Consider the following 20530-nt stretch of genomic DNA (forward strand, 5'->3'; position numbering starts at 1 on the left):
GACGTCCCTGCTGCCAGGGCGCCGATCCCGGCCGTGCAGGCAGGACCGCGTCCGCGTCCCCGTCAGGACAGCGTCCACACCTGGTTGTCCTCCGCCGAGCAGGCCTGCGTCCTGACCCACTGGGCCATGCCGTCCGAGGTCAGGCACTGCTTGGTGGAGGCGTTGACGACCTCGTAGCCGCCCGGGACCGGGAGGAAGGACCAGAGCTGGTTCTCCGCGCCCGGCGGGTTCGTCCAGACCTGGATCCGGCCGGTGGTCAGTTCGAGGTCGAGGACCTTGGTGTAGTTCGTCGAGCCGTTGCGCAGGAAGTAGCGCCCGTCGCCGAACGGTTCCAGGCGCCACTGCTGGGCCGCGGACCGGTTGACGGGATAGGTGCCGACGCGGTTGCCGTCCTTGTCGACGGAGTAGGCGTTGTCCAGCGCGTTGCTCCCGATGGCGAGCACCGCCAGGGAGGGCAGCTGAGGCGCGGGCTTCGGCGGCTGCGTGGGCTGCGGCTGCGGGGTCGCCGTCGGCACCGCGGGCGGCGCGGTGGCGGTCGGCTGGGCGGGGGCCGGGGCCGGGCCGGCGGTGGTCGGCGCGGCGGACGGCTGCCGGGCGGGCCCGGCGGAGGCCTGGCCGGCGGAGGCGGGCAGCGCGGCCGGCTGGGCGAGCGCGCCCGGCGGCACCGGCGCGGCACCCGGGCCCGGCGTGCCGACGGAGGCCGGTACCGGGCCGCCGCCGTCCCCCGCGCTCGGGTCGGCGGAGGGCGTCGGCGTCGGCGTGCCGCTCGCCTCCGGGCCGCCGGACGGAGCGGGCGACTCCGGTGCCACCGCACCGCCGGGCCCCCCGGGCTGCCCGGCGTCGGCCGTCGGCCCCGCGGCGACGGCCCCGCCGTACGGCGCGGTGCCCGAGCCCGGCCGGTTCACCACCGCCCCGGTGGCGCCCGCCGCGCCCAGCACGGCCATCGCCACGACCGACACCACCGTCCGCCGCCGCAGGCCCGTCCACCGCCCGCGCCCGGCCGAAGCCCGACCGGATGGGATCGCAGCCGCCCGGGCGTCCTCCCCGACACCCGCCGCCAGCGCCTCCCGAACGGCCTCGGCCATCGCCGCCGCGTCCGGCCAGCGCTCGCCCAGGTCCTTCGCCATCGCCCGCTCGACGAGTGCCCGCACCGGCCCGGGCACCGCGTCCGGCAGCGGCGGCACGGGCTCCGTGAGGTGCTTGAGGATCACCTCGAGCGCGGTCTCCCCGTCGAAGGGCAGCCCCCCGGCCAGGCATTCGTAGAGGACGACGCCGAGCGCGTAGAGGTCGGCCGAGCCGGTGACCGGCCCGCTCGAGGCCTGCTCCGGCGCCTGGTACGCGGCGGTGCCGAGGACCATCCCGGGGACGGTCAGCCGGGCGTCGCTGCCGGGCCGGGCGATGCCGAAGTCCGCGATCACCGTCCGGTCTCCGCACACCATCAGGTTGGCCGGCTTGACGTCCCGGTGGACCACCCCGGTGCCGTGCGCCGCCGCCAGGGCCTCCAGCACCTGGAGCGCCATCCGCAGCACCTCCTCGACCGGCAGACTGCCCCGGCGGGCCAGCACGGCGCTCAGCGGCTCCCCGTCGATCAGCTCCATGACCAGGTACGCGACCGGCCTCCCGATCACGGGGGCCTCGCCGTGCCCGAAGTCGTGGACCCCGACGATGCCCGGGTGCCGCAGCTGCGCCATGACGCGCGCCTCGGCGTGGAAGCGCTCGGCGAACCCCGGCTCGTCCAGCAGGACGGGCTTGACGACCTTCACCGCCACCCGGCGGCCGAGGACCTCGTCCTCGGCGAGCCACACGTCGCCCATCGACCCACCGCCCAGCCAGTCCACCAGCCGGTAGCGGTCGGCGAGCACGGTGCCACGCATGGTTCTCCCTGAGTCGAGTCGCATCGGTTGCGCGCACGCCGTCGGCCGGGGCGCCCCGCAGATCCTGGGGCCACTCGATAACGGCTGACTTGACGTCGGATGAACACCGCCCGGTATGCGCGCGTTCGACGCGTTATGGCGCCATGGACAGGCCCGCCGCTCCGGCACCGCGGCTCAGCACGACCGAGCGGATGTGGTCGAGCGCCGTGGCGTAGTCGGCCCGGTCGGGGTGGGCGCGGACGGCCTCCCGCAGGTCGAGGACGCGGTAGGGCGGCCCGAGGTCGGTGACCTGCGGGACGAACTCCGCCTTCGTCACGGTCCACCGCTGCCCGGGCGCGGCCGGCGGCGAGAAGGTGAACCGGGCGATCGAGGACCAGTTGCCGCGCGGGTCCTCGGCGCCCGTGGGGTTGAACATGTGGCCGGCGAGCTGGTCGCCCATGCCGTACACCGTCCAGGTGTCATTGATCTTCTCGTACGCCTGCGGGATGTGGGCGTGCGTCCCGAGGACCAGGTCGACCACCGGCCGCCCGGGCTCCGGCTCGGCGGCGAGGTCGCGGGCCAGCGAGAGCTGCTGCTCGTTCGGGGCGTCCTGCCACTCGGTGCCCCAGTGGACGCTCACCACGACGATGTCCGCTCCCGCCGCCCGGGCGGCCCGCGCGTCGGCGAGGATCCGGTCCCGGTCGATGAGGTTGACCGCCCAGGGCTGCCCCTGCGGCAGCGGGATGCCGTTGGTGCCGTACGTGTAGGCGAGTTGGGCCACCGTCGCGCCGCCCGCCGTGAGCAGCACGGGTCTGCCCGCCTCCTCCTCGCCGCGTGCGGACCCGGTGTGCTTCAGCCCGACGGCGTCCATGGCGTCGAGCGTGTGCCGGATCCCGGCCGGCCCGTCGTCGAGCGTGTGGTTGGAGGCGGTGTCGCAGGCCGCGTACCCGACGTCCTTGAGCGCCCGGGCCACCTGTGGGGGCGACTTGAACGACGGGTACCCGGTGAAGGGCCCGCCGTCGGCGCCGTACACCGTCTCCATGTGACAGATGGCCAGGTCGGCGGCCGCGATGACGGGCTTGACGCCGGCGAGCATCCGCGTGAAGTCGTACCCGCCGGCCCCGGTGCTCCCGCCGGCCCCGGCGGCTCCGGCGTCCTCCTTGGCCTGCTGGATGATCTCGGTGTGCGGCAGGACGTCCCCGGTCGCCACCAGCGTGAACGCCCGCGGCCCCGGGGGCGTCGGCACGGCCGTCGGGCCGGCGGCCTCCGACGCAGCGCCCCGTGACGGTGCGGCGTCCGGCGCCGGTGGCCCGCCGCACCCCGCGAGGGCGAGCAGCACAACGGCCAGGAGCACCTCACGGCGCGGCGATCTCATCATCGTGTCGTCCCACAGTCGGCGGATATGACCCCCTCGCCCTCCGACTATGCGAGCCCACCCCCACCCCACCCGTCCCCCACGCCCCACCGTCCCCCGGCCTCACCCAAGGGGGCCAGCCCCGGCCGCCTTCCTCCCGAGCCGCGGGGCCGCGGCGATCACGCGACCCGGGAGGCGCGGGCGGAACGTCAGAAGGCGATCCGGACCTTCAGGGCCGAGCGGTCGTCCATGGCGCGGTAGCCGTCCGGGACGCCGTCGAGGGTGACGGTGCGGTCGAAGACGAGGCCCGGGTCGATCGCGCCGGAGAGGACGTCGGGGAGCAGCTCGGGGATGTACGCGCGGGCGGGGGCGACGCCGCCGACGACCGCCACGTTGCGGTCGAACATCTGCCGGAGGTCGACGCCGGCGCTGCCGCCGTGGGGCACGCCGACGTAGCCGACCGCGCCGCCGTCGCGGGCGATGGAGATCGCGGTGCGCATCGACTCCTCGGTGCCGACGGCCTCCAGGACGGCGTGCGCGCCCGTGCCGCCGGTCAGCTCCCGGACCGCCTCGACCGCCGCCTCGCCGCGCTCGGCGACCACGTCCGTCGCGCCGAACTCGCGGGCGATCGCCGTGCGCGCCTCGTGGCGGCCGAGCGCGATGATCCGGCCGGCGCCGAGCCGGTGCGCGGCGAGCACGCCGCACAGGCCCACCGCGCCGTCGCCGACCACGGCGACCGTCGAGCCCGGTCGCACCCGCGCCGAGACGGCGGCGTGGTGGCCGGTGCTCATCACGTCCGACAGGGCGAGCAGGCCGGGCAGCAGCGCCTCGTCCTTGGCGGCCTCCTTCGGCAGCTTGACGAGGGTGCCGTCGGCGAAGGGGACGCGGACGGCCTCGCCCTGGCCGCCGTCGGAGCCGACCTCGCCCCAGAAGCCGCCCCGCGGGCAGGAGGTGTGCAGGCCGTCGCGGCAGAACTCGCAGGTGCCGTCCGACCAGACGAACGGGGCCACCACGAAGTCGCCGCGGGTGAAGCCGGACACCTCGGAGCCGACCTCCTCGACGATGCCGAGGAACTCGTGGCCGATCCGCTGCCCCGCCACCCGGGCCGCCACGCCGCGGTACGCCCACAGGTCGCTGCCGCAGATGCAGGCGTTGACCACCCGCACGACGGCGTCGGTCGGCCGCCGCACCACCGGGTCCGGCACCTCCTCGATCCGGATGTCGTCGGGGGCGTGGATCACGGTGGCGCGCACGGACTCTCCTGGCACTGCTCGGGGGACCTGGACTGGAGCAGCCAGGGTCGCCAACCGGGCGCACCCGTGTCCAGCTACATGTCCTACACCATCTCCTTAAGATGAACTGATGCTCGACGTTCGACGACTCGTCCTCCTCCGCGACCTGGCGGCGCACGGCACGGTCACCGCCGTGGCCGACCTCCACGGCGTCACGCCGTCCGCCGTCTCGCAGCAGCTGCGGCTGCTCGAGGAGGAGACCGGCACCGGCCTCCTGGAGCGCACCGGCCGCTCCGTCCACCTCACGGCCGCGGGCCGCCGCCTGGCCGGCGACACCGAGCAGGTGCTCGCCGCCCTGGAGCACGCCCGGATCCGGCTGCACGCCGAGACCGGGAGCCCAGCCGGCCCCCTCCGCCTCGCCTGCTTCCCCAGCGCCCTCGTCCCGCTGGCCGCCCCGCTCGGCACCGCCCTGCGGACCGCCCACCCGGACGTGCGGCTCCACATCACCGAGGCCGAGCCCGAGGCCGCCGTCTGGCTGCTGCTCCAGCGTCGCGCCGACCTCGCCCTCGTCTACCGGTACGACAACCTGGCCACGCCCGCGCACGCGGAGGTGGAGACCCGAGCGCTGCGGTCCGATCCCCTGGTCGCCGTGCTGCCGTCCGGCCACCCGGCGGCGCGCACGGACGGCCCGCCGCTCGACCTGCGGGAGCTCGCGGACGCGCCCTGGACCACCGCGCCGCCGCAGACCGCCTGCGGAGCCGCCGTCCTCCAGGCCTGCCGCTCGGCCGGCTTCACCCCGCAGGTGCGGAACGTCTGCACCGACTTCTCCGCGATGATCGCCCTCGCCGAGAGCGCGGGCCACGCGGCGCTCGTCCCCCGCCTGGCCGCCACCCGCCTGCCGCCCACGCTGACCGCCCGGCCGGTGACGGACGGCACCCTCAGCCGCAGGATCGAGGTCGCCGTCCGCCACGGCGCGGCCCACGAGCCGGCGATCGCCGCCGGCCTCGACCTGCTCCGCACGCTGGCCGGTGCCCCGTAGGCGTCGGTCATCTGACGGTGTGCGTCACGCCCGCCGGCGGCCTACGTCACCGGCCTCCCCAGTGGGCGCGCTGGAGTAGGCTGAGCTGGAGAAATGATCTTCGGGAGAGATATGTCCGCCGCCGCCAAGCCCCGCGTCCTGTTCGTCACCGACCTGGCCTACCAGGCCCGCGGCCGCCGGTACTGCGACGAGGACATCCGGCTCTCCGCGCGCCTGCGCGAGGACTTCGACGTCGCCCTGTGCCACCCCCTCGACGCCGCCGCCCTGATGGACGCCTTCGACCTCGTCCTCGTCCGCAACAGCGGCCCGGTGCTCAACTACCGCGCCGAGTACGACGATTTCCGCAGCCGCTGCCTCGAACGCGGCACCCGCGTCCACAGCCCGCTCACCGGCCGGGCCGACATGGCCGGCAAGCAGTACCTGCTCGACCTCACCGCCGCCGGGTACCCCGTGATCCCCACCGTCGACCGGGCCGAGGACCTCGGGCGACTGCCCGTCGTGCCCGAGTACGTCGTCAAGCCGAAGCTCGGCGCCGACTCGATCGGCCTGCGGATCGTCCCGCGCGAGGAGCTCGCCCGCGTCGAGTATGGGGACGACGTCCTGGTCCAGCCGCTGATCCGCTTCGCGTACGAGGTCTCGTTCTACTTCGTCGACGACGCCTTCCAGTACGCGCTGCACGCCCCCGACCCCGAGCAGCGCTGGCGCCTCGAACCGTACGAGCCCACCGCCGCCGACCTCGACTTCGCGCGCCGCTTCATCGCGTGGAACACGATCGAGCACGGCATCCAGCGCGTCGACGCCTGCCGCACCCCCGAGGGCGACCTCCTCCTCGTCGAGCTGGAGGACCTCAACCCCTACCTCTCGCTCGACCTCGTCGCCGAGACCGTCCAGGACCGCTTCGTCGCCGCTCTCAAGGCCTCCCTGCACGAGCTCGCGGCGACGCCGGCCCACGCCTGACGGGCCGCCCGGAGCGGGCGACCCGTCGTTTCACCGTTCCCGCGTCACTGCGCACGGCCGTCCGGACGCCGCCGGCTCACCAGGCGGGCGCCGTCCGGCGGGACGTCCACGACCTCCTGCCCGAAGACCCGGTTGATCGAGCTGTCCCCGCTCAGGGGGATGTCGGTGCCGTAGACGTGCAACGAGACCGCCCGGCCGGTGCCGCCGTTCGACACCGGCAGCAGCTGCGCCTAGCCGTCGGCGTCACCGGCGCAGAGATCGTCCGGGACGATCAGCCCGGCCCGCAGGTACCTGCGCAGGGTGTCCGCGGTGAGGTGGGCCGTCAGGACGTCCGCGGCCGCGTAGCGCGCGAGGTCGGAGAGGAACTCGTCGAGATCGGTGCGGGACTTCACGACTAGCGCCCGACCCCGGTGAGGACGCGGACCTCGAGCTCCTCGAAGGACTGCCGGTCGGGGTCCACCTCGCGACGGCGGCGGCCGCCGACCAGCGACCCGAGGACGGCGGCCGCGAACCCGATCGGGATCGAGACGACTCCCGGATTCTGCAGCGGGACCGGCGCGGTGGCGGTGCAGGAGATCAGCGCCGTCGCGTTGCCGACCTCCTTGCTGCTCACCGCCACCCCGCAGTCCTTCGCCTGCGCGGCCGTCAGCTTCACCGCGTGGACCGTCCCGCTCGCGCCGCCCCAGCAGATCGGGGAGAGCAGCACCAACCCGATCGAGCTGACCAGGCCCGCGTAGATGCCGCACTTGGCGCCGAAGGTGGTGAACCCCCGCCAGAACAGGGTCAGCAGGATCGCCGGCAGATTGGCGGAGGCCGCGATGGCGAAGGCCAGGGCCACCAGGAACGCCACGTTGAGGTCCCGGGCGAAGACCGACAGCACCACCGCGACCGCACCGATGACGACGGCCGCCACCTTCGCCGTCCGCAGCTCCTGCCGCTCCGTCGCCCTGCCCTTGCGCATGACGCTGGCGTACAGGTCATGGGCGAACGAGGACGACGAGGTCAGCGTGAGCCCGGCGACGACCGCCAGGATGGTGGCGAAGGCGACCGCCGCGATGAAGGCCAGCATCAGCGAGCCGCCGGTGGTGCCCGCGCCGCCGCCGAGGTGCTCGGCCAGCAGGGTCGCGGCGGTGTTGCCGGACGGGTCCTTCTCCCTGATCGTCGCGGTGCCGACCAGCGCGGCCGCGCCGAAGCCCAGCACCAGGGTCATCAGGTAGAAGACCCCGATGATGCCGATCGCCCAGTTCACCGACGTGCGCGCGTCCTTGCCGGTCGGGACGGTGTAGAAGCGCACCAGCACGTGCGGCAGCGCCGCGGTGCCCAGCACCAGGGCGATACCAAGGCTGACCAGGTCGAGCTTCGACCAGCCGTCGGTCGACCCGTACTTCAGGCCGGGTTGGAGGAAGGCGTCGCCCTTCTTGGACGCCGTCGCGGCGTCCCCGAGCAGGTGGCTCAGGTCGAAGCCGTACTTCGCCAGCACCCACAGGGTCATCGTGGCCGCGCCGGCGATCAGCAGCCCCGCCTTGACGATCTGCACCCAGGTGGTGCCCTTCATCCCGCCGACCACGACGTAGACGATCATCAGGGCGCCGACCCCGACGATGGTCCAGATCTGCGCGGAGGCACCCTTGACGTCGAGCAGCTGCCCCACGATCGTCGCCGCGCCGACCATCTGCGCGATCAGGTAGAAGATCGAGACGACGATCGTCGACACACCCGCCGCCGTTCGCATCGGCCCGCTGCGCAGCCGCGCGGCCAGCACGTCGGCCATGGTGAACCGCCCGGTGTTGCGCAGTAGTTCGGCCACCAGCAGCAGCGCGACCAGCCACGCGACCAGGAACCCGATCGAGTACAGGAAGCCGTCGTACCCGGCGAGCGCGATGATCCCGGCGATCCCGAGGAACGAGGCCGCGGACAGGTAGTCGCCCGAGATCGCGATCCCGTTCTGCAGCGCGGAGAACTGGCCGCCGCCGGTGTAGAAGCCTCCAGTGCCCCGGGTGCTCCGGCGCGCCCAGAGGGTGATGACGAGGGTCACCGCCACGAGGGCGACGAACAGCCCGATGGTCAGGCCCTTGTGATGCTGCATCATGCCCGGTCCTCCCGCAGCGCCGCGGCCAGCGGGTCCAGCCGGCGCGCGGCGAACCGCCCGTAGGCCAGGGCGATGCCGAACGTCGAGACGAACTGCAGCAGCCCGAAGACGAGGGCCACGTTGACGTTCCCGGCGACCTTGGTCGCCATGAAGCCACGGGCGTACGCCGAGCAGAGCACGTACGCCAGGAACCAGAGCAGGAACGCCGCCGTCACCGGGAAGACGAACCTGCGGTAGGCGGCGCGCAACTCGATGAAGCGGGGATCGTCGCCGATCCAGGGCGTGTCGCGGCGCGACGACACGGCGGGGTCGATCATGTCAGTCCTTCAGAACAGTGCGGAACGTGCCGAAGCCCCGACCGTAGGAACACCCCGTCGACACCGGGTCAACGCGGGATCAACGCGCGTCAACCGACGCGTCGGAAGAAGTCGACATGTCGGAAGTCCCCGACGCAGTCGCTGCGCGGGTTTCTGGATGAGGAGAGTTCATGACCGAGAAGGCCGTCATCACCTGTGACGAGTTCCTGCCGTACCCGCCGGCGCGGGTGTGGGAGGCGTTGACGGATCCGGCGCTGCACGCGCGGTGGTGGGCGGCGGGGGACGTCAGGGCGGTGGTGGGGCACCGGTTCACGCTCGACATGGGGCCGTGGGGGCAGCAGCCGTGCGAGGTGACCGCCGTCGAGCCGGGGCGGCTGCTCGGCTACAGCTTCGCCGAGGGCACGCTCGACACCACCGTGACCTGGCGCCTCGTCCCCGAGGGCCGCGGCACGCGCCTGCTGCTGGAGCACGCGGGCTTCGACCTCGACACCCCGATGGGCCGCCAGGCCCACCAGGGCATGGAGCAGGGGTGGCCGGGTGTGTTGCGGCGCATCGCCCCCGCCCTGGCGGAGTAGGCGCCCTACGCCCGGCCGAGGACGCGGTCGACGGTGATCTCCAGGACCACGCGGTCCGGGTTGACGCGGGGCTCGCGGTAGCGCTCGGCGTAGCGGCGTTCGGCGTCGGCGACGTCGTCGGGGGCGGAGCGGACGACCGCGACGCCCTCCAGCGTGGACCAGCGGGCGCGGTCGACCTGGCAGACGGCGACGCGCTGGCCGCCGGGGCCGGCTTCGGCGACGTTGCGGGCCTTGCGGCTGGTGCGGCTGGTGATCACCCGGGCGATGCCCGTCTCCGGGTCGAAGGTGACGCCGACCGGCACCACGTGCGGGGAGCCGTCGGGGCGGTGCGTGGTGAGGGTGGCGATGTGACGCTCGCGCCAGAAGGCGAGGAAGGCGTCGTCGAGGTCGCGGGGGTCGTGGGCCATGGCCGCGATCGTACGGCCCCCGGGACGGGCGGAACCGCCCCGGGGGCCGCCGGGCGTCAGTGACCGCGGGCGATCCACTCCGGCAGGGCCGGGGCCTCGGCGCCGATCGTGGTCGGGTCGCCGTGGCCGGTGCGGACCACCGTCTCGGACGGGAGGGTGAGGAGACGGTCCCGGATGGAGTCGATGATCGTCGGGAAGTGCGAGAACGACCGGCCCGTCGCGCCTGGTCCGCCGTGGAACAGGGTGTCGCCGGTGAAGACGGTGCCGAGTTCCGGGGCGTGCAGGCAGACGGCGCCCGGCGCGTGGCCGGGGGTGTGCAGGACGGTCAGCGCCGTACCGGCCACCTCGATCCGCTGCCCGTCGGCGAGTTCGCCGTCCGGGAGGCGTTCGGGGTGGGTGAGCTTCCACAGCGGGAGGTCGTCGGGGTGCAGCAGGATCGGCGCACCGGTGCGGTAGGCGAGCGCGGGGGCGGCGTCGACGTGGTCGTTGTGGGCGTGGGTGCAGACGATCGCCAGCAGCCTGCGCCCGCCGAGCGCGGCCTCGATCGCGTCGGCGTCGTGGGCGGCGTCGATCACCACGGCCTCGGTGTCGTCGCCGACGATCCAGACGTTGTTGTCCACCTCCCAGCTGCCGCCGTCGAGTTCGAAGACCCCGGCCGTCACGAGACGGTCCACGCGGACAGTCACAGGACCACCACCGAGCGGAGCACGTCGCCGTGGTGCATGCGCTCGAACGCCTGCTCCACCGCGTCGAGTTCGATCGTCTCGGTGACGAACGCGCCGAGGTCCAGGCGGCCCTGGAGGTGGAGGTCGATGAGCATCGGGAAGTCCCGGGAGGGCAGGCAGTCGCCGTACCAGGAGGACTTGAGGGAGCCGCCGCGGCCGAAGACGTCGAGCAGCGGGAGCTCCAGCGTCATCTCCGGCGTGGGCACGCCGACCAGGACGACGGTGCCGGCGAGGTCGCGGGCGTAGAAGGCCTGCTTGTACGTCTCGGGGCGGCCGACCGCCTCGACGACGACGTCCGCGCCGTGGCCGCCGGTGAGCTCGCGGATGGCCTCGACCGGATCGGTGGTGCGGGAGTTGACGGTGTGGGTGGCGCCGAGGCCGCGGGCCGTCTCCAGCTTGCGGTCGTCGATGTCGACGGCGATGATCCGCGCCGCGCCCGCCAGGCGGGAGCCCAGGACCGCCGCGCCGCCCACGCCGCCGCAGCCGATCACGGCGACGGAGTCGCCCCGGCCGACGCCGCCGGTGTTGATCGCGGCGCCGAGGCCGGCCATCACCCCGCAGCCCAGCAGGCCCGCGACGGCCGGCTCGGCGGCCGGGTCGACCTTGGTGCACTGGCCGGCCGCGACGAGGGTCTTCTCGGCGAACGCGCCGATGCCGAGCGCCGGCGACAGCTCGGTGCCGTCCAGCAACGTCATCTTCTGCTTCGCGTTGTGCGTGTCGAAGCAGTACTGCGGACGTCCGCGCCTGCACGCCCGGCACTGGCCGCACACCGCGCGCCAGTTGAGGACGACGAAGTCGCCCGGGGCGACCTCGGTGACGCCCTCGCCGACCGACTCGACGACGCCCGCGGCCTCGTGGCCCAGGAGGAACGGGAACTCGTCGTTGATCCCGCCCTCCCGGTAGTGGAGGTCGGTGTGGCACACGCCGCAGGCCTGGATCCGGACGACGGCCTCCCCCGGGCCCGGGTCCGGCACGACGATCGTGGTCACCTCCACGGGCGCGCCCTTGGCACGCGCGATGACTGCCTTGACCTGCTGGGCCATCCGTTTCCACCTCCGTCGGCCGGGGCGCCGTCGCACCCGGCGTGACCTGCGTCGAACCACTTGCCACGAAGCGTATCGTCCACGCCCGCGCCCGTCCGGCGAGTGGGTCCGGTGACCCGGATCACCGTCCGCCCTGGTCACGGGATATGACGGCGGCATACTCGACGACGGCCTGGGCGCGGCTCGACCGGGGGCGCACCGCGGGCGCCGGGCGCCCGTGCGGACGCGCCGAAGTGCCCGGAAAGCATCGGTGTTGGCCGGAAGTACCGCAGACGGGCGGACCGCCGCCCACGTACGGTCGTAGCAGAAGTGGTCCACCCGATGACGCTCAGCACACCCCGTGGCGATCGGCGCGCCCGGCACCATCCGCGGGCCGACCCCGACCGGCACGATCGGCATGCCCGACCTCTCCCGACCCGGTCCCGCGGACCAGGTCCCGTCCGCCCGACCCGTTCCCACCCGCCGGCCAGAGCCGAGCCGTCCGCCGGCCCGCCCCACCCGTCCCCCGCACCTCCCCGGTTCCACCCCCCGCCGGGCCGCCCGCGCGGCCCACCGCCCTGGAGTCTGGAGTACGGATGTCCGCCGAGAACAGTGCGACCGGTGCCGGCACCGGCACCGCCCCGCTCACTCCGCTGCACTGCCCGCGCCACGCCGAAGCCGGGCCGCCCCGGCTCTCCGCGCTGCCCACCGGCACCCCGGTCTGGTTGGTCAGCCGGCACGCCGACGTGCGGCAGGTCCTCACCGACCCGCGGCTCGGCCGCGCCCCGTTGTACGCGCCGGACGCGCCGCCGCTCACCAACGCGCCCAACCTGCTGGACGATCCGAACAGCATGCTGAACATCGACGGCACCGAGCACCAGCGGCTGCGCCGCACCGTGCAGCGGGCGTTCACGCCGCGCGCGATCGCGCGCTGGCGGCCCTGGGTGGCCTCGGTGATCGAGGGCCTGATCGACGAGTTGATCGACCACGGCAACCCGGCCGACATCGTCGCCGGCTACACCCGCCCGCTGCCGGTCGCGGTGATCAGCCGGCTGATGGGGCTGGACAACCTGGACAGCAAGCGGCTCGCGCACTGGAGCGACCACGCGCTCTCCACCACCGCCTACAGCGCCGAGGCGATCGTCACCGCGATGGGCGAGTTCGCCGAGTTCGGCTCCGCCGTGATCGCCGAGCGGCGCGCCGACCCCGGCGAGGACCTGGTCAGCAGCCTGCTCGCGGCCGCCGCCGAGGACGGCTCGATCACCGAGGGCCAGCTCGTCACGCTCGTGATCGGGCTGGTGGTGGCCGGGCACGAGACCACGATGACGTCGCTCGGCAACGCCCTCGTCTACCTCCTGGGCGACGGGCGCGACGCCTGGCAGCGGCTGGCCGCCGACGAGGCCAGCGCCGCCGCCGCGACCGAACAGCTGCTGCGGGCCGTGCCGCTCGGGGACACCGACTACTTCCCCGGCCTGCTGCGGCGCACCGTGGAGGAGGTCGAGATCGGCGGGGTGGTCATCCCGGCCGGCAGCGTGGTCGCGGCGGACACCAACGCGGCCAACATGGACCCGGAGGTCTTCACCGGGGACCTGCTGACCGAGCTGTTCTCCCCGCTCGTCGCGCCGATGTACACGTTCGGCGCCGGGCCGCACCACTGCCTGGGCGCGTGGCTGGCCCGGATGGAGCTCGAGCTCGCCCTGCACCGGCTGGCCCGCCGGCTGCCCGCGCTGCGGCTCACCGAGCCGGCCGGCTCGATCGACTGGCGGCGCGGGCTGCTGACCCGCAGTCCGAACTCGCTGCAGGTGGCCTGGTGACGGCCGGCCCCGGGACCGACCCCGAAGCGGGCCCCGATCCGGGCACCGAAGCCGAACCGGGCGCCGAGGCGGTCGTCGTCCGGGTCGACCGGGACCGCTGCATCGGCTCCGGGATGTGCGCCCTCGGCGCGCCGGATTCGCTGGCGCTCGGGGCGGAGGGGCTGGCCGAGCCGGTGGCCGGGTACGGCGGGGCCGGCGCGGCGCTGACGGCCGAGCTGGCCGAAGCGGTCGACTTCTGTCCGGTCGAGGCGCTGACGCTGTACTCGGCGCGCGGCGGGTACCGGATCGCCCCGGCGGAGTGAGACCCCGCGGTGCCGCCCGTCTCGCCGACAAGGGCGGCACCGCGGCCGGGGCGCCCGCGACCCCACACGGAGCCATGAGTCCGGCTAATCGATCCATGAGCTCATCGATCTTGCTCGCCTCCGGCCCGGCTGATGAGCTGGGGCCATGAAGAACACGGAAGTCCTCGCTCCGGCCAACTCACTTTCCTCCGAGGCCCGTTGGTCCCCCATCGTCGCCGTCGCCCTGAGCACGTTCACCGTGGTGTCCGCCGAGATGATGCCGGTCGGGCTGCTCACGCCGATGTCGGACAGCCTCTCCGTCACCGACGGCGTCGCCGGCCTCTCCCTGACGATCACCGGGCTCATCGGGGCGGGCGTCTCCCCCTTCGTCCCGGCGCTCATCGGGCTGCGCGACCGCAAGCGCGTGCTCGTCGGCCATCTGCTCCTGCTCGCCGCGGCGAACGCGGTGACCGCGAGCGCGCCCGACTTCACCGTCCTCGTGGCCGGCCGGATCCTGCTCGGCCTGGCGATGGGCATCGTGTGGGGGCTCGTGCCCGGCCTGGCGCCGCGCCTCGTCGACGGTCCGCGCATCGCCCTCGCCTCCACCATGGTGTTCTCCGGCGTCTCGATCGCCTCCGTCCTCGGCGTCCCGCTGGGCACCTACCTCGCGGCGCTGCTCGACTGGCGCGCCGCGTTCTGGGCGCTCGCGCTCCTCGGCGTGGTGTGCGCCGCCGTCCTCGCGCGCACGCTGCCCGCCCTGCCCGTGCACGAGCGCGGGCGGCTCGACGGGATCGCGGGCGTCCTGCGGCACCGGGGCGTCGCCACCGGGCTGGCCGTCACCACGCTCGTCGTCCTCGGCCACTTCACCGGCTACACGTACGTCCGCCCGGTGCTCGAGGCCGACGCGGGCCTGGGCACCGGCGTCATCGCGGCCTGCCTGCTGGTGTACGGACTCGCGGGCGTGGCCGGGAACTTCACGCTCGGCCCGCTCGCCGGCCGCAGCCCGAAGGCAGCCGTGTCCGCCGCCCTCGCCGGGGTCGCGCTGGCCACCGGCCTGCTGCCCGTCCTCACCGGCAGCCTCGTGACGGTCGTGCTCGCGATCGTCCTCTGGGGCGCCTCGTACGGCGGGGTGTCGGTCTCCACGCAGACGTGGGTGCGCACCGCCGACCCGGCCCGGATCGAGGCCTCGGGGGCGCTGTGGGCGGGCGTGTTCAACGCGAGCATCGCGCTCGGTTCGCTGGCGGGCGGCCTCGTCATCGACCACGCCGGGAACCGCGCGGTGCTCCTCGCGGCGGCGCTGACGACGGCCGCCGGGCTGCTCGTCGCCCTCGCCTCACGGCCCCACGGCGCTTAGGCGGCGTACGTCTCGAGGAGCGCGAGGAAACGTTCCGTCAGCCGGTGCACCGCCCGCTCGCGCCGGACGACGAGCAGGGTCGACGGCTCCAGGTCGGGCACCGGGAGGTAGCGGATGTCCGGGCGCTGGACGTACCGCACGCTCGCCTCGCACAGCAGCAGGCCCTGCGACGTGCCGGCCACCGTCGAGAGCCCCTCCTGCACGGTCGCGGCGCCCGCCGGGTACGCCAGCTCCCGCCCGTCGGGCAGCCGGCGGGGCGCGTTCGCCAGGCGCCAGTAGTCCGGGGCGGGGCCGCGCGGTTCGATCAGCGAGAGCCCGGCGAGGTCCCCGGCGGAGACCCCGGCCGCCCGGGCCAGCCGGTGGGCGGCGGACAGGGCGATGCGGACCGGCTGCCGCGAGAACTCCATGAGCACGCGCAGCCCCGGCTCCCGGCACGGCGCGAGCACGATGGCGAGGTCGACGTCACCCTGCGCCAGCCGGGAGAACGGGTCCCCCCAGGGCAGTTCGACGAGCTGGAGCGCGCCCTCCGGCAGGCCCGCGACGGCCCGCGCCACCGGCTCGTACACCACGCACTGGAAGCCGACCCGCATCGGCCGGTCCGCCGACGCCGCCCGCGCCCGGGCGGCGTCGAAGCCCTCCCGCAGCCGTTCGAAGGCCGGCACCACCTGCTCGGCCAGCTCCCGCCCCAGCTCCGTCAGTTCCACCCGCCGGCTGGTCCGTTCGAACACCGGCGCCCCGACCCGGCCCTCCAACCGCTTGATCAGCTGCGAGACCCGGCCCTGGGAGACCCCGAGCACCACGGCCGTGCGGCCGAAGTGCAACTGGTGGACCAGCACGGAGAAGCACTCCAGCTCCTGGAGCGGCAGCTCGGGGAGTACGGGCGGCGTCCTGCGGTCCACCCGGGAAGTGTACGACCTGGCGCCGCCGGGCCCCAGGGGTCGTGCGCCCCGAATCCGGGCCGGGCGCTACAGCCGCTCGGCCAGGGCCGCATGGATGCGGCGCCAGGCGTCGGCGGTGGCGGCGGCGTCGTGGTCCGCCGGACGGTCGGCGGCGAAACCGTGGCGGACGCCGGGGTAGGTGACCAGCTCGTGCTCGACCTCGGCCTCGGTCAGCTTGCGCTCCGCCTCCTGCCACTCCTGCGGCGGGAGGATGTGGTCGAGGTCGCCGCAGAAGCCCAGCAGGTACACGCCGTTGGCGGCGATGCGCTCGGCCGTCTCCAGCGGCGGCACCGGGCCGACCAGCGGGAAGCCGGAGTTGAGCAGCCAGCCCGGGTACAACACGGCGGCCAGCTCGAAGCGCAGCTCGGTGGCGGCGCGCACCGCGATGTGACCGCCCATGCTGGTGCCGACGAACGCCACCCCGCGCCCGTCGGCCCAGGCGCGGGCGGCGGCGAGCGCCTCGGCGGCGTCGGCGACGAGCTGATCGCGGTCGAGGGCGCGCATCAGCACGAGCCCGTCCTCACGCTCCTCGGCGCTGTAGCCGAGCCCGGTGCGCCGCCGGTCACGCCAGTAGAAGTCGGGCGCGAGCGCGACGTACCCGAGCCCCGCCAGCTCCGCGCAGACGGCCTTCGCGTCGGCGTTGACCCCGTACAGCTCGGGGCAGACGACGACCGCGCCGCGCACCTCGCCCTCGGGTCGGTGGACGTAGGCCTCGATGCCGCCCGGCGCGCCGAGCTCCTGCCACCGGCCGCCCTGCTGAGTGTTCATCAATTCCCCCGTGAAATGGAGCCAGAGGCCCGAACGATGTCGCGCGCATCCTAGCGCCGCCGGTCACCACCGACCGCGCCGTCTCACTATTCACACCCCTGTATACATGGTGTGTATAGTTCCCGGCATGTCACTAGGTCAGATGCTCCTCGGCCTGCTGGAAGCCCAGCCCCGCCACGGATACGACATCAAACGGCTCTACGACGAGCACTTCGGTCGCGACCGCGCCCTGCACTACGGGCAGGTGTACTCGACGCTGTCCCGGCTGCTGAAGAACGGACTCGTCGTCGTGGAGGGCGTCGAGGCGGGCGGCGGCCCCGACCGCAAGAAGTACGCGATCACCGAGGCCGGCGTCACCGACCTCGCCGACTGGCTCGGCCACCCGGAGAGCCCGCAGGCGTACCTGCAGAGCACCCTCTACCAGAAGGTCGTGCTCGCCCTGCTGACCGGCCGCCCGGCCGCCGACATCCTCGACCTCCAGCGCTCCGAGCACCTCAAGGCGATGCGCGAGCTGACCCGCCGCAAGCTCGACGGCGACCTCGCCGACGAACTGGTCTGCGACCACGCGCTGTTCCACCTGGAGGCCGACCTGCGCTGGCTCGAACTCACCGCCGCGCGCCTCGACGAACTCGCCGCCCGAATCACGGAGTCCCCGCGTTGACCACCCCCGAGCCCCTGCTCTCCGCCAAGGACCTGCACAAGTCCTACGGACTCACCCCCGCCCTGGAAGGCGCCTCGATCGACGTCGCGGCCGGCGAACTCGTCGCCGTGATGGGCCCGTCCGGCTCCGGCAAGTCCACGCTGCTGCACTGCCTCGCCGGGATCGCCCGCCCCGACAGCGGCAGCATCAGCTACCGCGGGCGCGACCTCACCGCCTGCTCGGACGCCGAACTCTCCGCGCTGCGGCGCACCGAGTTCGGCTTCCTCTTCCAGTTCGGCCAGCTGGTCCCCGAGCTCTCCTGCCTGGAGAACGTCGCCCTGCCGCTGCGCCTCAACGGGATCCGCCGCCGGGCCGCCGAGGCGCGCGCCGCCGAGTGGCTGGAGCGCCTGGAGGTCGCGGACGTCGCCGCCAAGCGCCCAGGCGAGGTCTCCGGTGGCCAGGGGCAGCGCGTCGGCGCCGCCCGGGCGCTGATCACCGAGCCCAGGGCCGTCTTCGCCGACGAGCCGACCGGCGCGCTCGACTCCCTCAACGGCGAGCGGGTCATGAAACTCCTGACCCGCACCGCCCGCGAGGCCGGCACGGCCGTCGTCCTCGTCACCCACGAGGTCAGGGTCGCCGCCTACGCCGACCGCGAGGTCGTCGTCCGCGACGGCCGCACCCGCGACCTGGCGGCGGCGATATGAGCACCCCGAGCGACAGCACCCCGAGCGAGAGCGCCCGGCCCGGGAGCACCCCGACGGAGGACATGCTGACGGAGGACACGCTGACGGCCGCGAAGGTCCGCTCCCCCTTCCTCGACCAGCTCGGCCTCGGCGTGCGCCTGGCGACGAACGGCGGACGGGACGGCTGGGGCCGGCTCCTGCTCACCGCGTGCGGCGTCGGCCTCGGGGTGGCGCTGCTGCTGTTCACCGCGTCCTTCCCCGGCATCGTCCAGCACCGCAACGACCGCCTGTACACCCAGAACGACACCTTCCAGGACGAGGTCATCCCCGCCCCCGGCGACCGGACCGTCCTGATCGCCGCAGCCGACACGACCTACCGCGGCACCCCCGTCCGCGGCCGCGTCGTCCAGCCCGAGGGCGCCAACCCGCCGCTGCCGCCGGGCGTGGACGCCTACCCCGGGCCGGGCCGGATGGTGGTCTCCCCCGCCCTCGCCGACCTGCTCGAGGACCCGGCCAACCAGCTCCTGCGCGACCGCCTCCCCTATCCCGTCGTCGGCACCATCGGCCCCGCCGGGCTGCTCGGGCCGGCCCAGGCCGACTACGTGCTCGGCGGCGACAGCCTGACCGTGGACACCGGGGCCGTCCGGATCGACGCCTACGGGCACTTCTCACCGCCCAAGCCGATGGACCCCCGGCTGATCCTGCTCAACGCCGTCGGCCTCATGGTGATGCTCGCCCCGGTCGGCGTCTTCCTCGCCGCCGCCGCGCGCTTCGGCGGCGAGCGGCGCGACCGCAGGCTCGCCGCGCTGCGCCTGGGCGGCGCGGACCGCCGGGCGACGGCCCGGATCGCCGCCGGCGAGTCGCTGGTGGGCGCCGTGCTGGGTTTGGTCGCCGGCGCGGGCCTGTTCCTGGCCGCCCGGCAGCTGATCGGGCGGATCCGGCTCGCGGACTTCAGCTTCTACCCGCAGGACGTCGCCCCGCACCCGGCGATCGCCGCGGCGATCGCGGTCGTCGTGCCGCTGCTGGCCGTCGGCGTCACCCTGGCCGCCCTGCGCCGGGTCGTCGTCGACCCGCTCGGCGTGGTCCGCCGCAGCGGCCCGGGCCGACGCCGGATCGGGTGGCGGCTGATGCTGCCGCTGGCCGGACTCGCGGCGACGGTCTTCGCGCTCGTGCTGCCCACGCAGTACAACCCGAGCGGGCTGCCGCGCACCGCCCTCTTCAACCCCGTTCAGGACACCCGCGGTTCGCTGCTGGTCGCGTTCGGCCTGCTGCTGATGCTGATCGGCGTGTGCGCGCTGCTGCCCTGGCTGGTCGAGGCCGTCACCCGGCGCGCGGGCGGCGGCGGGGTGTCCTGGCAGCTGGCGATCCGCCGGCTCCAGCTGGGCTCCGGTCCCGCCTCGGCCGCCGTCAGCGGCGTCGTCGTCGCCATCGCCGGGGCGATCGCGCTCCAGACGCTCTTCCTCGGCGTCAGCGCGGGCTACGAGGGTCTGCCCCGCCACCGCCCGGAGACCGGCCCCTACCAGCAGTCGGTCACCTTCCCCGGCGGCGCGCCCCAGGCCGACGGCCTCGCGCGGCGGCTCGCCGGCACGCCAGGGGTCGCGGCGACCGCCGCCTACACCGAGTTCTCCCTGGAGAGCCCCACCGGCAAGCCGTGGGAGATGCCCTCGGTGCGGATCGCCGGCTGCGCCGTGCTGCGCGGCTTCGTCCCGCTGCCCGACTGCGAGGACGGCGACGCGTTCGTCCTCAAGGGCCCGGACTCGCGGGCGGCCGGCAAGGCGGAGCCCGGAACGACCGTCCACGCCGCCTTCTTCCGCGGTGAGGGCCGACCGGCGGCCTGGCAGCTGCCCGCCACCACGCCCGTCCCGGGCTTCCTCGGCGGCGACCCCGACGGGCGGATGGGCAGCGGCATGCTCCTGCTCACCCCCGGCTCGGTGCCCGCGGCGGCGCTGCGCGGCCAGCCGGCGACCGTCCTGGTCGCGATGAAGCCCGGACTGGCGGACCTGAAGGAGCAGTTGACCAGCAACGTGATGGCGATCGACCCGCGGGCCCGCGCCGAGTTCCCGCTCGACCGCACGCTCGACCCGACCTACCGCGCCGTCAAGCGCCTGCTCACCGCGGGCTCCGCGGTCACGGTGATGCTGGTCGCGCTCAGCCTGCTGGTCGGCCAGCTGGAGCGCTTCCGCGAGCAGCGCCGCCTCCTCGGCGTGCTGAACGCCGTCGGCACCCGGCGCCGGGTCCTCGGCCTGTCGGTGTTGTGGCAGACGCTCGTCCCGATGGCCCTCGGCGTGCTGCTGGCGACGGCGGGCGGCGTGGGGACGGGCGTCGTGCTGCAGTACACGGCCGGGGTCGACCTCTCCGTCGACTGGGGCGCGATGCTGTCGATGGCCGCGATCGCCACCGGTGCCGTCCTCCTCACGACCGCCCTCGGACTGCCGCAGCTCCTGCGCCTGATGCGGCCGAGCGGGCTGCGCTACGAGTGAGG

At 74.4% G+C, this 20530-nt stretch carries 21 protein-coding genes; 9 read left to right on the forward strand and 12 right to left on the reverse strand.

Going from position 1 to position 20530, the window contains the following annotated elements; genetic code table 11:
* Window positions 1-62: 62 nt before the first annotated feature.
* From PUR71_RS37225 to PUR71_RS37235, 3 genes are all read right to left on the reverse strand, one after another.
* A complete protein-coding gene (locus tag PUR71_RS37225; RefSeq protein WP_329931686.1) occupies window positions 63-1874 on the reverse strand; it encodes a serine/threonine protein kinase in 1812 nt (603 codons plus the stop codon).
* Window positions 1875-2007: 133 nt separating this feature from the next.
* Entirely contained in the window at window positions 2008-3228 is a 1221-nt protein-coding gene (locus PUR71_RS37230; RefSeq protein WP_329931822.1) for a CapA family protein, read from the reverse strand.
* Window positions 3229-3416: 188 nt separating this feature from the next.
* A complete protein-coding gene (locus tag PUR71_RS37235) occupies window positions 3417-4460 on the reverse strand; it encodes a zinc-dependent alcohol dehydrogenase family protein (protein ID WP_329931687.1) in 1044 nt (347 codons plus the stop codon).
* 109 nt (window positions 4461-4569) lie between these two features.
* Here PUR71_RS37235 and PUR71_RS37240 point away from each other — a divergent pair, with 109 nt between their 5' ends.
* Both PUR71_RS37240 and PUR71_RS37245 read left to right on the forward strand, forming a co-directional pair.
* The gene (locus tag PUR71_RS37240) at window positions 4570-5478 is read left to right on the forward strand and encodes a LysR family transcriptional regulator (RefSeq protein WP_329931688.1); all 909 of its coding nucleotides are present in this window, start codon (window positions 4570-4572) and stop codon (window positions 5476-5478) included.
* A 111-nt stretch (window positions 5479-5589) separates the two neighbouring features.
* Window positions 5590-6435, forward strand: coding sequence for a hypothetical protein (locus tag PUR71_RS37245; protein ID WP_329931689.1), 846 nt, complete (start codon window positions 5590-5592; stop codon window positions 6433-6435).
* 44 nt (window positions 6436-6479) lie between these two features.
* On the opposite strand, the gene PUR71_RS37250 is transcribed toward PUR71_RS37245, so the two are convergent.
* The 4 genes from PUR71_RS37250 to PUR71_RS37265 are packed head-to-tail and all read right to left on the reverse strand — an operon-like array spanning window position 6480 to window position 8841.
* Window positions 6480-6650, reverse strand: coding sequence for a hypothetical protein (locus tag PUR71_RS37250; protein ID WP_329931690.1), 171 nt, complete (start codon window positions 6648-6650; stop codon window positions 6480-6482).
* Window positions 6651-6665: 15 nt separating this feature from the next.
* Window positions 6666-6827, reverse strand: coding sequence for a hypothetical protein (locus PUR71_RS37255; RefSeq protein WP_329931691.1), 162 nt, complete (start codon window positions 6825-6827; stop codon window positions 6666-6668).
* 2 nt (window positions 6828-6829) lie between these two features.
* A complete protein-coding gene (locus tag PUR71_RS37260) occupies window positions 6830-8524 on the reverse strand; it encodes a solute symporter family protein (RefSeq protein WP_329931692.1) in 1695 nt (564 codons plus the stop codon).
* Window positions 8521-8841: a DUF485 domain-containing protein gene (locus PUR71_RS37265; protein ID WP_329931693.1), complete on the reverse strand. Its 321-nt coding sequence runs from the start codon at window positions 8839-8841 to the stop codon at window positions 8521-8523. The genes PUR71_RS37260 and PUR71_RS37265 overlap by 4 nt, the downstream gene beginning before the upstream one ends.
* A gap of 170 nt (window positions 8842-9011) precedes the next feature.
* Here PUR71_RS37265 and PUR71_RS37270 point away from each other — a divergent pair, with 170 nt between their 5' ends.
* Window positions 9012-9416, forward strand: a complete 405-nt coding sequence (locus PUR71_RS37270; protein ID WP_329931694.1) for an SRPBCC family protein — start codon at window positions 9012-9014, stop codon at window positions 9414-9416.
* A 5-nt stretch (window positions 9417-9421) separates the two neighbouring features.
* Here the strand turns inward: PUR71_RS37270 and PUR71_RS37275 are convergent, their stop codons facing one another.
* The 3 genes from PUR71_RS37275 to PUR71_RS37285 are packed head-to-tail and all read right to left on the reverse strand — an operon-like array spanning window position 9422 to window position 11591.
* Entirely contained in the window at window positions 9422-9823 is a 402-nt protein-coding gene (locus PUR71_RS37275; RefSeq protein WP_329931695.1) for a pyridoxamine 5'-phosphate oxidase family protein, read from the reverse strand.
* A gap of 56 nt (window positions 9824-9879) precedes the next feature.
* Window positions 9880-10509, reverse strand: a complete 630-nt coding sequence (locus tag PUR71_RS37280; protein WP_329931696.1) for an MBL fold metallo-hydrolase — start codon at window positions 10507-10509, stop codon at window positions 9880-9882.
* The gene (locus tag PUR71_RS37285) at window positions 10506-11591 is read right to left on the reverse strand and encodes an S-(hydroxymethyl)mycothiol dehydrogenase (protein ID WP_329931697.1); all 1086 of its coding nucleotides are present in this window, start codon (window positions 11589-11591) and stop codon (window positions 10506-10508) included. The genes PUR71_RS37280 and PUR71_RS37285 overlap by 4 nt, the downstream gene beginning before the upstream one ends.
* A 575-nt stretch (window positions 11592-12166) precedes the next feature.
* On the opposite strand from PUR71_RS37285, the gene PUR71_RS37290 reads away from it, so the two are divergent.
* The 3 genes from PUR71_RS37290 to PUR71_RS37300 all read left to right on the forward strand — a co-directional run bounded on the left by PUR71_RS37290 (window position 12167) and on the right by PUR71_RS37300 (window position 15019).
* Window positions 12167-13384, forward strand: coding sequence for a cytochrome P450 (locus PUR71_RS37290; protein ID WP_329931698.1), 1218 nt, complete (start codon window positions 12167-12169; stop codon window positions 13382-13384).
* The gene (locus tag PUR71_RS37295; RefSeq protein ID WP_329931699.1) at window positions 13381-13686 is read left to right on the forward strand and encodes a ferredoxin; all 306 of its coding nucleotides are present in this window, start codon (window positions 13381-13383) and stop codon (window positions 13684-13686) included. Before PUR71_RS37290 ends, PUR71_RS37295 begins: the two co-directional genes overlap by 4 nt.
* Window positions 13687-13831: 145 nt before the next feature.
* Window positions 13832-15019: an MFS transporter gene (locus tag PUR71_RS37300; protein WP_329931700.1), complete on the forward strand. Its 1188-nt coding sequence runs from the start codon at window positions 13832-13834 to the stop codon at window positions 15017-15019.
* On the opposite strand, the gene PUR71_RS37305 is transcribed toward PUR71_RS37300, so the two are convergent.
* Both PUR71_RS37305 and PUR71_RS37310 read right to left on the reverse strand, forming a co-directional pair.
* Complete coding sequence (locus PUR71_RS37305) at window positions 15016-15918, reverse strand: LysR family transcriptional regulator (RefSeq protein WP_329931701.1); 903 nt, start codon at window positions 15916-15918, stop codon at window positions 15016-15018. The two genes, PUR71_RS37300 and PUR71_RS37305, sit on opposite strands and share 4 nt — an antisense overlap.
* Before the next feature lie 66 nt (window positions 15919-15984).
* Window positions 15985-16725: a dienelactone hydrolase family protein gene (locus PUR71_RS37310; RefSeq protein WP_329931702.1), complete on the reverse strand. Its 741-nt coding sequence runs from the start codon at window positions 16723-16725 to the stop codon at window positions 15985-15987.
* A gap of 127 nt (window positions 16726-16852) precedes the next feature.
* On the opposite strand from PUR71_RS37310, the gene PUR71_RS37315 reads away from it, so the two are divergent.
* Genes PUR71_RS37315 through PUR71_RS37325 form a run of 3 tightly spaced genes read left to right on the forward strand, consistent with a single transcriptional unit; the run spans window position 16853 to window position 20528 of the window.
* Window positions 16853-17386, forward strand: coding sequence for a PadR family transcriptional regulator (locus PUR71_RS37315; protein ID WP_329931703.1), 534 nt, complete (start codon window positions 16853-16855; stop codon window positions 17384-17386).
* Window positions 17383-18069, forward strand: a complete 687-nt coding sequence (locus tag PUR71_RS37320; protein WP_329931704.1) for an ABC transporter ATP-binding protein — start codon at window positions 17383-17385, stop codon at window positions 18067-18069. The genes PUR71_RS37315 and PUR71_RS37320 overlap by 4 nt, the downstream gene beginning before the upstream one ends.
* The gene (locus PUR71_RS37325; protein ID WP_329931705.1) at window positions 18066-20528 is read left to right on the forward strand and encodes an FtsX-like permease family protein; all 2463 of its coding nucleotides are present in this window, start codon (window positions 18066-18068) and stop codon (window positions 20526-20528) included. The genes PUR71_RS37320 and PUR71_RS37325 overlap by 4 nt, the downstream gene beginning before the upstream one ends.
* Window positions 20529-20530: the final 2 nt, after the last annotated feature.

Origin of the sequence: Streptomyces sp. SP17BM10 (genome assembly GCF_036322405.1) — a bacterium.
Classification (GTDB): domain Bacteria; phylum Actinomycetota; class Actinomycetes; order Streptomycetales; family Streptomycetaceae; genus Kitasatospora.

Excerpts from the sequence above, each read along its gene's own strand:
- PUR71_RS37310 (WP_329931702.1), bottom strand. The coding sequence starts at position 16,725 with ATGAACACTCAGCAGGGCGGCCGGTGGCAGGAGCTCGGCGCGCCGGGC.
- PUR71_RS37275 (WP_329931695.1), bottom strand. The coding sequence starts at position 9,823 with ATGGCCCACGACCCCCGCGACCTCGACGACGCCTTCCTCGCCTTCTGG.
- PUR71_RS37325 (WP_329931705.1), top strand. The coding sequence starts at position 18,066 with ATGAGCACCCCGAGCGACAGCACCCCGAGCGAGAGCGCCCGGCCCGGG.
- PUR71_RS37240 (WP_329931688.1), top strand. The coding sequence starts at position 4,570 with ATGCTCGACGTTCGACGACTCGTCCTCCTCCGCGACCTGGCGGCGCAC.
- PUR71_RS37260 (WP_329931692.1), bottom strand. The coding sequence starts at position 8,524 with ATGATGCAGCATCACAAGGGCCTGACCATCGGGCTGTTCGTCGCCCTC.
- PUR71_RS37245 (WP_329931689.1), top strand. The coding sequence starts at position 5,590 with ATGTCCGCCGCCGCCAAGCCCCGCGTCCTGTTCGTCACCGACCTGGCC.
- PUR71_RS37225 (WP_329931686.1), bottom strand. The coding sequence starts at position 1,874 with ATGCGTGGCACCGTGCTCGCCGACCGCTACCGGCTGGTGGACTGGCTG.
- PUR71_RS37270 (WP_329931694.1), top strand. The coding sequence starts at position 9,012 with ATGACCGAGAAGGCCGTCATCACCTGTGACGAGTTCCTGCCGTACCCG.
- PUR71_RS37285 (WP_329931697.1), bottom strand. The coding sequence starts at position 11,591 with ATGGCCCAGCAGGTCAAGGCAGTCATCGCGCGTGCCAAGGGCGCGCCC.
- PUR71_RS37290 (WP_329931698.1), top strand. The coding sequence starts at position 12,167 with ATGTCCGCCGAGAACAGTGCGACCGGTGCCGGCACCGGCACCGCCCCG.
- PUR71_RS37300 (WP_329931700.1), top strand. The coding sequence starts at position 13,832 with ATGAAGAACACGGAAGTCCTCGCTCCGGCCAACTCACTTTCCTCCGAG.
- PUR71_RS37315 (WP_329931703.1), top strand. The coding sequence starts at position 16,853 with ATGTCACTAGGTCAGATGCTCCTCGGCCTGCTGGAAGCCCAGCCCCGC.
- PUR71_RS37265 (WP_329931693.1), bottom strand. The coding sequence starts at position 8,841 with ATGATCGACCCCGCCGTGTCGTCGCGCCGCGACACGCCCTGGATCGGC.
- PUR71_RS37230 (WP_329931822.1), bottom strand. The coding sequence starts at position 3,228 with ATGAGATCGCCGCGCCGTGAGGTGCTCCTGGCCGTTGTGCTGCTCGCC.